Source organism: Streptomyces sp. NPDC093149, from assembly GCF_044754145.1.
Lineage (GTDB): Bacteria > Actinomycetota > Actinomycetes > Streptomycetales > Streptomycetaceae > Streptomyces.
This window is the reverse complement of record NZ_JBIVON010000003.1, coordinates 468,243-480,459: the sequence shown is the minus strand read 5'-3', so window position 1 is coordinate 480,459 and position 12,217 is coordinate 468,243. Positions and strand designations below refer to the sequence as shown.

Sequence of the window (12,217 nt, the reverse complement as noted above, 5' to 3'; positions counted from 1 at the left end):
CTGCCCGGTCCCCCCGTCCCGGGCGGCCCTCGTGCGGTGCGTTCGGCGCGCCGGCTACGGCTGCTGGAAGCCCGCGTCCTGCAGGATCTTCTGCGCTTCGGGGGAGCTGAGCCACTTCACGAACGCCGTGGCGGCCTCGGAGTTCTTGGACTGCCGCAGCGTGGCCGCCGGGTAGGAGGCCACCGCGTTCTGCGCGTCGGGGATGTCGACGGCGTCGACCTTGTCGGTGGCCGTGGCCGCGTCCGTCTTGTAGACGATGCCCGCGTCGGCCTCGCCCAGCTCGACCTTGCTGAGGACGGCGCGGACGTTGGGTTCCTGGGAGACCGGCTTGACGGTGAGCTTCTGGGCGTCGAGGACCTGCTGGCTGTAGCGGCCGACCGGCACCTCGGGGGCGGCCAGGACGACCTTCAGCTTGGGGTTCGTCAGGTCCTTCAGGTTCGCGATCTTCTCCGGGTTGCCCTCCCCGGTGGCGATGACGAGACGGTTCTTGGCGATGACGGTGGGGGCGCCGGTGTCGGACTTCAGCCCGTCCATCGTCTTGGTGTCGGCGGTGACCAGCGCATCGGCGGGGGCGCCCTGCTTCACCTGCGCGGCGAGTTCCTGGGACCCGGCGAAGGAGAACGTCACCTTCGTACCCGGGTGCTCCTTCTCGTACGCGGCGCCCGCGGTCTTGAACACGTCGGTGAGAGAGGCCGCGGCCAGCACCGTGAGCCGGGCCGCCGGGGCGCCGGAGGACGAGGCGGACTTGTCGCCCGAGTCCTTCTTGTTGCCGTCACCGCCGCTGCAGGCGGCGAGCGGGACGAGCAGCGCTGCGGTCACGATCGCGGCGGCGGCGCGGCGTCTGGTGAGGGTGGTCGTCATGTTGCCGAAGGCTCCTTGAGGGTGAGGCACGTCGTAGGTGATGCGCGATCAGGCGCGGTCGATGTACACGCTGGTGGACTTCACACGAGCGGTGGCCCGCATGCCGACCTCCAGTCCGAGCTCCTCGACGGCCTCCCGGGTGAGCAGCGACACCAGCCGGTGCGGGCCTGCCTGGATCTCGACCTGGGCCGCGACGTCGCCGAGTTTCAGTCCGGTGACGATGCCCGGGAAGGCGTTGCGGGCCGAGGTGTACGAGGCCTCCTCCTCGCCTCCGCCGCCTTGGCCGATCTCGATGGAGAACGCGGCCAGATCGCGGCCGTCGATGAGCCTGCGGCCGCCTTCGTCGCGATGGGTCGCGACCCTTCCGGCGTCCGCCCAGCGGCGGGCCGTGTCGGGGCTGACCCCCAGGAGACGCGCCGCCTGCCCGATTGTGTAGGACTGCATGTGCGACAAGATATTCGGATTGTTCTCGCAGCTGCAATCCATCCTGCTGATATGTGGAGCAAATGCCAGTCTGCTTGGAGGAAGTGCCAACTCTCGGATCGGCGTCGGCTGCGCGACCGTGCGTGAAGGGTCGAGTGCTCTCGGAGAGGGCAAGGTCACAGACGGAGCCCCTGCTGCTCGTCTGAGACCTGACCTAGCATCTGGGCATGACGGTCCAGCCTGCCGACGGGCTTACGTTGGCCGCCGATTTCCCTCGACCCGCCCATGAGCAGTGGCAGAGCCTCGTCGAAGGCGTGCTGCGCAAGTCGGGCAAGGACGTTGCGGGTTCGGCCGCCGAGGAAGCGCTGTCCACCACGGTGGAGGACGGGCTCATCACCCGCCCTCTCTACACCTCGCGCGACAGCGCTCCCGATGCCGGACATCCGGGCTTCGCCCCCTTCACCCGCGGCGGTACGGCCGGGGGCAACGCGGCGGGCGGCTGGGACGTACGGCAGCGGCACGCCCAGCCGGATCCCGCGCGCCTCAATGAGGCCGTGCTCGCGGATCTGGAGAACGGTGTCACCTCTCTGTGGCTGACCGTGGGCGGTACCGATGGCGTGCCGGTGTCCGCTCTGGCGGGGGCGCTGGACGGCGTCCTCCTCGATCTGGCTCCCGTGGTGCTCGACGCCGGCGGTCACCTCGACGCCGCGGCGACGGAGTTGCTGCGGCTCCACACCGAGCGGGGCGTCGAGGTGCGCAATGCCCGCGGCAACCTCAGCGCCGACCCGCTCGGACTGGCCGCCCGCAACGGTGCCGAAGCCGATCTGACGGCCGCCGTCCACTGGGCACGGCGGTGCACGCGGGAGTGTCCCGGAATGCGGGCCATGACCGTCGACGCGCTGCCGTACCACGAGGCCGGCGGTTCGGCCGCCGAGGAGCTGGGCGCTTCGCTGGCGACGGGTGTCGCCTATCTGCGGGCGCTGACGGAGGCCGGCCTCACCATCGAAGAGGCCTGTGCGCAGCTGGAGTTCCGGTACGCGGCGACGGCCGATCAGTTCCTGACCGTCGCCAAACTGCGGGCCGCGCGGCGGTTGTGGGCCCGGGTGGCCGAGGTGTGCGGGGCCGCCGCTGCGGGGGCGCAGCGCCAGCACGCGGTGACGTCCTCGGTGATGATGACGCGGCGCGACCCCTGGGTGAACATGCTGCGCACGACGCTGGCATGTCTGGGTGCGGGTGTCGGCGGGGCCGACTCCGTCACGGTGCTGCCGTTCGATCACGCCCTGGGTCTGCCGGACGCGTTCGCCCGGCGCATCGCCCGCAACACATCGACCATTCTGCTGGAGGAGTCGCATCTGGCCCGGGTGATCGACCCGGCGGGCGGTTCCTGGTACGTGGAACGGCTCACGGCCGAACTCGCCGACTCCGCCTGGGCGTTCTTCCAGGAGATCGAGCGGTCGGGCGGCCAGGCGGCCGCTCTGCGTTCGGGAATGATCGGCGAGCGCCTCGCGGCGACCTGGGCGGCACGTGCGAGGGATCTGGCACGGCGCAAGGAGCCGGTCACCGGGGTCAGTGAGTTCCCGCAGCTGGCGGAGCGCCCGCTGGAGCGCGAGCCCGCCCCGGGCGAGGCGTCCGCAGCGGCGTCGGGCGGTCTGCCCAGGGTCCGTCGCGACGAGGCGTTCGAGGTGCTGCGCGCCCGGTCGGACGCGCATCTCGCGGCGACCGGGCAGCGGCCCCGGGTGTTCCTGGCCGCACTCGGCCCGGCCGCGGTCCACACCGCGCGGGTGTCGTTCGCCTCCAACCTGTTCCAGGCGGGCGGGATCGAACCGGTGCACGACCCGGTCTCCGTCGACGCGACCACGGCCGCCGCCGCGTTCCGGGCCGGCGGGGCCGCCGTGGCGTGCCTGTGCTCCAGCGACGCGCTCTACGCCGAGCAGGCCGGTGCGGTCGCCGAGGCACTGCGCTCGGCCGGTGCCCAGCGGGTGTTCCTCGCCGGCCGGCCCGGGGAGTACACCGGTGTCGACGAGTACGTCTTCGCGGGCTCCGACGTGGTGGCCGTGCTCTCTTCCGTCCTCGACCGTATGGGTGTGGCGTAATGCGTATCCCTGACTTCTCCGACATCGAACTCGGACCGGGCGACGCCGCCGAGGTGTCCGAGGACCAGTGGCGCGCGGCCGTGAAGGAGTCCTCCGGCCGTTCCGACGACGACCTGCTGTGGGAGACCCCGGAGGGCATCACGGTCAAGCCGCTGTACACCGGGCGCGACCTGGAGGGGCTGGACTTCCTCGGCACGTATCCGGGTATCGCCCCGTATCTGCGGGGCCCGTATCCGACGATGTACGTCAACCAGCCCTGGACGATCCGGCAGTACGCCGGCTTCTCCACGGCCGAGGAGTCCAACGCCTTCTACCGCCGCAACCTCGCCGCCGGGCAGAAGGGCCTCTCGGTCGCCTTCGACCTGCCGACCCACCGCGGCTACGACAGCGACCACCCGCGGGTGACCGGCGACGTCGGCATGGCGGGGGTGGCCATCGACTCGATCTACGACATGCGTCAGCTCTTCGACGGCATCCCGCTGGACAGGATGTCGGTGTCCATGACGATGAACGGCGCGGTGCTCCCCGTCCTCGCGCTGTACATCGTGGCCGCCGAGGAGCAGGGCGTCGGGCCCGAGAAACTGGCCGGGACCATTCAGAACGACATTCTGAAGGAGTTCATGGTCCGCAACACCTACATCTATCCGCCGAAGCCCTCGATGCGGATCATCTCCGACATCTTCGCCTACACCTCGCAGAAGATGCCGCGCTACAACTCGATCTCCATCTCCGGCTATCACATCCAGGAGGCGGGTGCGACCGCCGACCTGGAGCTGGCGTACACCCTCGCGGACGGGGTGGAGTATCTGCGGGCCGGGCGGGGCGCCGGGCTGGACGTGGACGCCTTCGCGCCGCGCCTGTCGTTCTTCTGGGCGATCGGCATGAACTTCTTCATGGAGATCGCGAAGTTGCGGGCGGCCCGGCTTCTGTGGGCCAAGCTGGTCGGGGAGTTCGAGCCGAAGAACGCCAAGTCGCTCTCCCTGCGCACGCATTCGCAGACATCGGGATGGTCGCTGACCGCGCAGGACGTGTTCAACAACGTCACCCGGACCTGCGTGGAGGCGATGGCCGCCACCCAGGGGCACACCCAGTCGCTGCACACCAACGCGCTCGACGAGGCCCTCGCCCTGCCGACGGACTTCTCGGCACGTATCGCCCGGAACACCCAGCTGCTGCTCCAGCAGGAATCGGGGACCGGCCGGGTGATCGACCCGTGGGGCGGCAGCGCCTATGTGGAGCGGCTGACGTACGACCTGGCGCGCCGGGCCTGGCAGCACATCCAGGAGGTCGAGGCGGCGGGCGGCATGGCGCAGGCCATCGACGCGGGCATCCCGAAGCTCCGTGTGGAGGAGGCGGCGGCGCGCACCCAGGCGCGGATCGACTCCGGCCGCCAGCCGGTGATCGGTGTCAACAAGTACCGGGTGGAGACCGACGAGCGGATCGATGTGCTCAAGGTGGACAACTCCTCGGTGCGCACCCAGCAGATCGAGAAGCTGCGCCGACTGCGCGAGGCACGCGACGAGCAGGCCTGCGGGGCGGCGCTGCGGGCGCTGACAGCGGCGGCGGAGCGGGCCCCCGGCCCCGGCCTCGAAGGCAATCTGCTGGCACTCGCCGTCGACGCGGCACGTGCGATGGCGACCGTGGGCGAGATCTCGGACGCCTTGGAGAAGGTGTACGGGAGGCATGCGGGCCAGATCCGTACGATCTCCGGTGTGTATCGCAACGAGGCAGGTGAGTCTCCTTCCGTGGACCGCACCCGCAAGCTGGTGGACCGCTTCGAGGAGGCCGAGGGGCGCCGTCCGCGCATTCTCGTCGCCAAGATGGGGCAGGACGGCCACGACCGCGGCCAGAAGGTCATCTCGACGGCCTTCGCCGACCTGGGCTTCGACGTCGACGTCGGCCCGCTGTTCCAGACGCCGGCCGAAGTGGCACGGCAGGCCGTGGAGGCGGACGTGCACATTGTGGGCGTGTCCTCACTGGCCGCGGGACACCTCACGCTCGTACCGGCGCTCCGTGAGGAACTGGCCGCCGAGGGCCGCGACGACATCATGATCGTGGTGGGCGGGGTGATTCCGCCGCAGGACATCGAGGCGCTGCACGAGGCCGGGGCAACGGCCGTGTTCCCGCCCGGCACGGTGATCCCGGACGCCGCGCACGACCTGGTGACGCGGCTCGGTGCCGCGCTCGGCCATGAGTTGTGAGCAGCTGATCCGATGCCAGTGAAGATCGACATCGACAGCTATACGAAGGGGGTCCTCGACGGGAGGCGCGCGTACATCGCTCGCGCCATCACGCTCGTCGAGTCCACTCGCCCCGATCACCGGGCGCTGGCCCAGCGGTTGCTGCGTGACGTGCTCCCGCACTCCGGCAACGCCCGGCGCATCGGCATCAGCGGCGTGCCGGGAGTCGGCAAGTCCACGTTCATCGACGCCCTCGGGACGATGCTCACCGGGCTCGGCCACCGGGTCGCGGTGCTGGCCGTCGATCCCTCCTCCAGCCGTACCGGCGGCTCCATCCTGGGCGACAAGACCAGGATGGAACGCCTCGCGGTGGACCCTGCCGCATTCGTCCGCCCCTCCCCCACCGCCGGAACGCTCGGCGGGGTGGCCAGGGCGACCCGGGAGTCCATCGTGGTGATGGAGGCGGCTGGATACGACGTGGTGCTGGTCGAGACCGTCGGCGTCGGCCAGTCGGAGACGGCGGTGGCCAATATGGTCGACTCGTTCCTCCTGCTGACGCTGGCCCGTACCGGCGATCAGCTCCAGGGCATCAAGAAGGGGGTCCTGGAGCTGGCGGACGCCATCGCGGTCAACAAGGCGGACGGCCCGCACGAGCGCGACGCGCGCGCGGCCGCACGCGAACTTGCGGGCGCGCTGCGGCTGATGCACCCGGCGGACGCGGCCTGGACGCCCCCGGTGCTCACCTGCAGCGCCCGCGAGTCGACCGGTCTCGACACGCTGTGGGAGCGGCTGGAGCAGCATCGCGGGCTGCTCGATTCGACCGGCCGACTCGCCGTCAAACGGCGGGACCAGCAGGTCGACTGGACCTGGACGATGGTCCGGGACGAGCTGCTGGAGAGTCTGCGCGGCCATCCGGGCGTGCGTTCTCTCGCCCCGAGCCTGGAACAGCGGGTACGGGAAGGCGAGTTGACGGCCACGCTGGCGGCCGAGGAGATCCTGGCCGCGTTCCGCGGCACACTCCCGGCGGCGGAGGCGGGTGACTCGGCGGGTTAGGGCCTCTCGTCCGGATCACGCCGGGCCCGCGTGCCCCGGCACCGCGATCGTCCCGGCGATCCGGATCCGGAGCCGGATCCGGGCGGATCCCTCGTGGCGGTCGGTGGAGGTGCCTGTCACGGTTCTCCGGAATGATCTACGAGCCCTCAGGGTTGCGGGGAATCCTGGAGATCGAGCTGGTACTCGACCGACTTGTGCGTCGGCTGGTAGCCGAGGGCGTCGTTGACGCTCCGCATGTACGTGTTGCTGTCCGCGGTGTCCGCCAGCAGCCCGTCGAGGGCCGGGTGGCGTTCGCGGGCCTGCAGGATGGACTGCGCCTTCATCCATCGTGCGAGGCCGTGCCCCCGGTGTTCGGGGAGGACACCGGTGCCGTAGTGCTGACCGTCGCCCTCTCCGTCGGCCGGTACGACCAGTTCGGTGAAGCCCACGATCGCGGAGCCGGACTCGTCGACGGCGGCGACGGTGTGGAGCAGCTCGCCCCGGGCCGCGACGGCAGCCGCCGCGGCCCGGACTCGTGCCACGTCCCAGACGACCGTGCCGTAGTCGGTGTCGTCCATGGGCATGTCGTCCATGGCGCGGCGCGATGCCGCGAACGTCGGCGCGAGGTCGTCCGGGACCGTACCGTCCCAGGACACCAGGCGGTAGCCCGGATGCGGCTGGTCGACGATGTCGCGGAGCGCCGCGGTGTCGGCCTTCGCCAGCGGAAGGCGGGCGTAGGTCAGGGCAAGGACCTTGCGCAGCCCCTTGGCCAGCAGAAAATGATCACCGGAGGAGCCTGCCTCGACCTGCGTGATGACACTGCGTCGGCCCTCCTCGCGGGCAGCGGCGACAGCCGTGTCCAGCAGCTGTGAGCCGATGCCGTTGCGGCGCTGCGCCGGGTGGACATGGAGTTCCAGTTCAGCGAGGTGGTCCTGGCCCCCGCTTGTGAAGACGCGCAGGAGCGCCGAACCGACCGGGCTGCCCGCAAGGTCGGAGGCCAGCCACGCCAACCGGTGGCTCGCATCGGAACGTTCGGGGTCGGTCAGTGCGGTGATGCGTATCGACAAGATGACTCCTCCGCGCCGAGGGCGCCGGTCAGGACGGGTGGGCGGGCGTGCGGCCCGGGGAACCACATCACCCCGCACGCGCCACGGCAACCGGATTTCGCAGCCGTCGCCGCCGACCCGGTGCGCTCACCGTGGTACGATGCAGTCGACACATGTGTACGTCTCGGTTCGAGGCACCGGTGTCGTCTTCTTCTCGTAGAGCTGCTGCGCCCGTCCCTCTCCGACCGGCGATCCGGCTTTCGGCTCCACTTCCTCCAGTCCGGTACAGGTCTTCCCCGTCCGGGCTTTCCCGCCCGTCGTCCGGGGTGCGCCGCCTTCCGCCCCCGTACCGTCCGGGCCCTTTCATTCGCCATGTCCGCGAAAGGACCACCCGCATGACCAGCACCCTCGAACTACCCATCGACCGGGAGGAATTGCCCACAGGGGCTCTTGGCCTCCTCGACCTCACCCGCCAGGGGCACGGCACACTGCGCCTCCAGGGCGACCGGTCCTCCCCCGGCGACGTGCAGGTGCCCGCCGCCCTGATCCGCCGCCACGGCCTGCGCAAGGGTGATGTCGTCGAAGGCCTCTGCGACCGGTCCCGCGCCCTGTCCGAGGTGGTACGGATCAACGGCCTCTCCCCGCAGGCGCTGCGCGGCCGGCCCCACTTCCGCGATCTCACCCCGCTCCACCCACGGCAGCGGCTGCGCCTGGAGACGCCGTCCGGCGGTCCGGCGACGCGCCTCGTCGATCTGGTGTCCCCGATCGGCAAGGGACAGCGCGGGCTCGTCGTCGCACCGCCCAGAACCGGCAAGACCGTGCTGCTGCAACAGATCGCAGCAGCACTCGCCGCCAACCACCCCGAGTGCCACCTGATGGTGGTGCTGCTCGACGAACGCCCCGAGGAGGTCACGGACATGCGCCGGTCCGTGCGGGGCGAGGTGCTCGCCTCGACGTTCGACCGGCCGGCGAAGGAACACATCGCCCTTGCCGAACTCGCGGTCGAGCGCGCCAAGCGTCTGGTCGAACAGGGCCGGGACGTCGTCGTCCTGCTGGACTCCCTCACCCGGCTGTGCCGCGCCCACAACAACGCGTCCGGCGCGGGCGGACGCACCCTCAGCGGCGGCGTCGACGCTGCCGCGCTGCTCGGCCCGAAGCGGCTCTTCGGGGCCGCTCGCCTCGCCGAGGAGGGCGGCTCGCTCACCATCCTGGCCACCGCTCTGGTGGAGACCGGATCCCGTGCCGACGACTACTTCTTCGAAGAGCTGAAGAGCACCGGCAACATGGAACTCCGGCTCGACCGCTCGCTGGCCGACAGACGGATCCACCCGGCCGTCGACATCCCGGCGTCCAGCACCAGGCGTGACGAACTCCTGGTCCCGGAAGCCGAGTTGCGGACGGTGCGCGGACTGCGCCGCGCGCTGCACTCCAGGGATCCGCAGACGGCGCTCGAAACGCTGCTGAACCGGATCCGCCGCACCCCGGACAACGCGGCCTTCCTCCGTACGGTCCACCTCACCGTTCCCGGCGCCTGAGCCTGTCCGACCGGGGCCGGACGGCGCAATAGCATGGACCGCTCCTGCACGATCCGCCCCCAACGAGCACAGGGAGAGCAGGCACATGGAATTCCGCCGACTCGGCCGCAGTGGTCTGACCATCAGCGAGATCGCCTACGGAAATTGGCTCACCCACGGCTCCCAGGTGGAGGAGGACGCGGCGGTCGCCTGTATCCGCGCGGCCCTCGACGCCGGGATCACCACCTTCGACACCGCGGACGTCTACGCCGAGACGCGGGCCGAGGCCGTGCTGGGCCGAGCACTCAAGAACGAGCGCCGCGCGGGACTTGAGGTGTTCACCAAGGTGTACTTCCCGACCGGCCCCGGCCACAACGACCGGGGGCTCGGACGCAAGCACATCATGGAGTCCATCGACAACTCGCTGCGCCGCCTGCAGACGGATTACGTGGACCTCTACCAGGCGCACCGCTACGACCACTCGACCCCGCTGGAGGAGACCATGGAGGCGTTCGCCGACGTCGTCCGCTCCGGCAAGGCCCTCTACATCGGCGTCTCCGAATGGACGGCCGACCAGCTCCGCGCCGGACACGGTCTCGCCCGCGAACTGCAGGTGCCGCTGATCTCCAACCAGCCGCAGTACTCGGCACTGTGGCGGGTCATCGAGAGTGAGGTGGTACCCGCGTCGGAGGAACTGGGCATCGGGCAGATCGTCTGGTCACCGATCGCTCAGGGCGCCCTCACGGGCAAGTACAAGCCCGGCGCGCCGCTCCCGGCCGGTTCTCGGGCGACGGACGAGAAGGGCGGCGCGAACATGGTCGCCGGCTGGCTGCGCGACGAGGTGCTGGAGCGCGTCCAGCAGCTGCGGCCGCTCGCCGACCAGGCCGGTCTGAGCCTCGCCCAGCTCGCGGTCGCCTGGGTGCTGCAGAACCCCAATGTCTCCGCCGCCATCATCGGCGCTTCCCGGCCCGAGCAGGTGACGGAGAACGCCGGGGCGGCGGGTGTGACACTCGACGCGGAACTGCTGAAGAGCATGGACGACATCCTGTCCCCGGTGGCGGAACTGGACTCCGGTCTGACCGCCGGTCACGAGAGCAACAGCTGACCCGACCGTCCACGGTGAAGGGGGCAGGGCCCGCCGGACGACGGACCCCGCCCCTCGACCGCACTCCTTCCGAGCCGTGCGCGGGTCACCGATCCGGGCTGTGCACGGCGTCAGACACCGGTGTGCAGCGATGCGGTGTGCTCGCGGACCTGTGCCGGTGTGAGATAGGAGTCCGTGTACTCGAAGTCACGCAGCTTGGCCGGCTTGCGGGCCTGGAATCCGGTACGCACGAAGTCGTCACCCGCGACGGCGTTGAGCATCCAGTTGGTCATGACCCGCACCTTGGCCACATTGGTCCGCAGCGCCGTCCAATGGTAGCCACGGGCGACGGCCTGTGCCAGGATTCCGTGCATTTCGAGGCCGATCGGCTTGGACACCGCGTCCTTGCCTCCGAGGTCCACGACCAGCCCGAGGTCCCGGTGCACGTACGGCTTCAGCGGCCGGTGGCGGAGCGTGGCGATGAGGTTGTCGGCGAGCGTGCGGCCCTGGCGCATGGCGTGCTGCGCGGTGGGCGGGCAGACCGCCCCGGCGTCCTTGCTCAGGTCCGGTACGGCCGCGACGTCACCGAGCGCGAACATGCCGTCGAAGCCCGGCAGGCTCATCTCGGGCGTCACCGCGAGCCGTCCGCGTACCGTCTCCGCGTCGAAGGTGGAGACCAGTGGACTCGCGATAACGCCCGCCGTCCAGATCAGTGTGCGGCAAGGCACCACCCGGCCGTCGGTGAAGGTCACCTGTTCCGGCCCGGCCTCGGCGACGGAGACCCCGAGCGACACCTCGATGCCGCGTGCGCGCAGCACCTCCAGGGCGCTCCGGCCGAGTTTGTCCCCCAGTTCGGGCATGAGTTTCGGGGCGATGTCGATGAGGTGCCACTTGATGAGCCTGGGATCGAGCCTCGGGTAGTGCCTGACCGCGTTGGTGGTGAGGCGCTGCAGGCAGGCGGCCGTCTCGGTGCCCGCGTATCCGCCGCCGACCACCACGAACTGGAGCCGCGAAGCCCGCTCGTGCTCGTCGTGACTGGCATCCGCGAGATCGAGTTGGGCGATCACGTGGTCCCGTACGTACGCGGCCTCGGCGAGCGTCTTCATGCCCCGGGCGTTGTCGAGCAGGCCGGGGATGTCGAAGGTACGGGTGACACTGCCGGGGCTGAGCACGATGTAGTCGTAGGGCTCGTAGACGACCTCGTCGGTGATCTTGCGGATGACACAGACCTTCGCCTTGGGATCCACTCCGATGGCACCGCCCGGGATGATCCGGGTGCGGTGCTTGCGGCTTCGTCGCAGCGACACCGCGACCGACTGCGGGGTGAGCACCCCTGCCGCCACCTGGGGCAGCAGGGGCAGATAGAGCTGGTACGAGAACGGGGCGACGAGCGTGATGTCCGCCTCGCCCGGGACGAGCCCGCGCTCCAGACGGCGCACGCACTCCACCCCGGCGAATCCGGCACCGACAACGAGGATCCTGGGTCGTGCCACGGTGTTCGTCCCTTCTCGGGCCTGCACGGTCGTCCGTTCGCCTGCCCCGTCGCACGCGCCCGTCATCTCTCATCTTCACGAGCCGCGGCCGACTTCGCCTGCTGGGGACGGCGGACGGACGACACCACCGGGTCAGCGGGCCAGCAGGGCGACCGCCGTGCAGGTGCCACCGACCGCGCCGACGAGCACGAGACCGGCCGCGACGCAGCGGGCCCTGAGCTCGCGGTAGCGCGCGTCGAATTCGCCGCGCAGCTGGCCGGCACGCGCGGAGATCCGGCAGAGCATGGCCCGCGAAGTGGTGACACGGTCCGCGATATAGACCCGTTCCACCTCCTCGCGCTGTGCCCTGGTCAGCCAGGGCAGCTCGTCGGTGAAGCGGTCCGCCTGCCGTCGGGCCTCCTCGACCTCGGCGGTCCACAGCAGATAGCCCTCCAGCTGTGCCAGACCGCGCGCACTGTCCTTGTCCGAGTCCACTCGATGCTCCTCTCCCG

Annotated in this window: 10 protein-coding genes; 5 read left to right on the top strand and 5 right to left on the bottom strand. The window is 70.4% G+C overall.

Going from position 1 to position 12,217, the window contains the following annotated elements; translation table 11 throughout:
* Positions 1-54: 54 nt before the first annotated feature.
* Entirely contained in the window at positions 55-861 is an 807-nt protein-coding gene (gene modA, locus ACIQCZ_RS12670; RefSeq protein ID WP_402281853.1) for a molybdate ABC transporter substrate-binding protein, read from the bottom strand.
* A 48-nt stretch (positions 862-909) separates the two neighbouring features.
* Positions 910-1,305: a helix-turn-helix transcriptional regulator gene (locus ACIQCZ_RS12665; RefSeq protein WP_351073997.1), complete on the bottom strand. Its 396-nt coding sequence runs from the start codon at positions 1,303-1,305 to the stop codon at positions 910-912.
* Between the two features lie 206 nt (positions 1,306-1,511).
* Here ACIQCZ_RS12665 and mutA point away from each other — a divergent pair, with 206 nt between their 5' ends.
* From mutA to meaB, 3 genes are read left to right on the top strand one after another with little or no spacing between them, the layout of a single operon-like run.
* A complete protein-coding gene (gene mutA / locus ACIQCZ_RS12660) occupies positions 1,512-3,377 on the top strand; it encodes a methylmalonyl-CoA mutase small subunit (RefSeq protein ID WP_402281851.1) in 1,866 nt (621 codons plus the stop codon).
* A complete protein-coding gene (gene scpA / locus ACIQCZ_RS12655) occupies positions 3,377-5,578 on the top strand; it encodes a methylmalonyl-CoA mutase (protein ID WP_402281849.1) in 2,202 nt (733 codons plus the stop codon). The genes mutA and scpA overlap by 1 nt, the downstream gene beginning before the upstream one ends.
* Positions 5,579-5,590: 12 nt before the next feature.
* On the top strand, positions 5,591-6,610 hold the full coding sequence (meaB, locus tag ACIQCZ_RS12650) for a methylmalonyl Co-A mutase-associated GTPase MeaB (RefSeq protein ID WP_402281848.1): 1,020 nt from the start codon (positions 5,591-5,593) through the stop codon (positions 6,608-6,610).
* A gap of 146 nt (positions 6,611-6,756) precedes the next feature.
* Here meaB and ACIQCZ_RS12645 read toward each other — a convergent pair whose 3' ends face one another.
* On the bottom strand, positions 6,757-7,656 hold the full coding sequence (locus tag ACIQCZ_RS12645) for a GNAT family N-acetyltransferase (protein WP_402281847.1): 900 nt from the start codon (positions 7,654-7,656) through the stop codon (positions 6,757-6,759).
* 374 nt (positions 7,657-8,030) lie between these two features.
* Between ACIQCZ_RS12645 and rho the strand changes: the two genes are divergently transcribed.
* Together rho and ACIQCZ_RS12635 are read left to right on the top strand one after the other, a co-directional pair.
* Positions 8,031-9,170 (top strand): transcription termination factor Rho, encoded by a 1,140-nt coding sequence (gene rho / locus ACIQCZ_RS12640; RefSeq protein WP_402281845.1) that lies wholly within the window; start codon positions 8,031-8,033, stop codon positions 9,168-9,170.
* Positions 9,171-9,255: 85 nt separating this feature from the next.
* Positions 9,256-10,254, top strand: coding sequence for an aldo/keto reductase family protein (locus tag ACIQCZ_RS12635; protein WP_376272611.1), 999 nt, complete (start codon positions 9,256-9,258; stop codon positions 10,252-10,254).
* 110 nt (positions 10,255-10,364) lie between these two features.
* Here ACIQCZ_RS12635 and ACIQCZ_RS12630 read toward each other — a convergent pair whose 3' ends face one another.
* Both ACIQCZ_RS12630 and ACIQCZ_RS12625 read right to left on the bottom strand, forming a co-directional pair.
* A complete protein-coding gene (locus ACIQCZ_RS12630) occupies positions 10,365-11,726 on the bottom strand; it encodes an NAD(P)/FAD-dependent oxidoreductase (protein ID WP_402281843.1) in 1,362 nt (453 codons plus the stop codon).
* 132 nt (positions 11,727-11,858) lie between these two features.
* Positions 11,859-12,200, bottom strand: a complete 342-nt coding sequence (locus tag ACIQCZ_RS12625) for a hypothetical protein (protein ID WP_402281842.1) — start codon at positions 12,198-12,200, stop codon at positions 11,859-11,861.
* Between the last annotated feature and the right edge of the window lie 17 nt (positions 12,201-12,217).

What these genes read in the sequence shown, in the direction of transcription:
- modA (WP_402281853.1), bottom strand. Translation starts at nt 861, where the DNA reads ATGACGACCACCCTCACCAGACGCCGCGCCGCCGCCGCGATCGTGACC.
- ACIQCZ_RS12665 (WP_351073997.1), bottom strand. Translation starts at nt 1,305, where the DNA reads ATGCAGTCCTACACAATCGGGCAGGCGGCGCGTCTCCTGGGGGTCAGC.
- mutA (WP_402281851.1), top strand. Translation starts at nt 1,512, where the DNA reads ATGACGGTCCAGCCTGCCGACGGGCTTACGTTGGCCGCCGATTTCCCT.
- scpA (WP_402281849.1), top strand. Translation starts at nt 3,377, where the DNA reads ATGCGTATCCCTGACTTCTCCGACATCGAACTCGGACCGGGCGACGCC.
- meaB (WP_402281848.1), top strand. Translation starts at nt 5,591, where the DNA reads ATGCCAGTGAAGATCGACATCGACAGCTATACGAAGGGGGTCCTCGAC.
- rho (WP_402281845.1), top strand. Translation starts at nt 8,031, where the DNA reads ATGACCAGCACCCTCGAACTACCCATCGACCGGGAGGAATTGCCCACA.
- ACIQCZ_RS12635 (WP_376272611.1), top strand. Translation starts at nt 9,256, where the DNA reads ATGGAATTCCGCCGACTCGGCCGCAGTGGTCTGACCATCAGCGAGATC.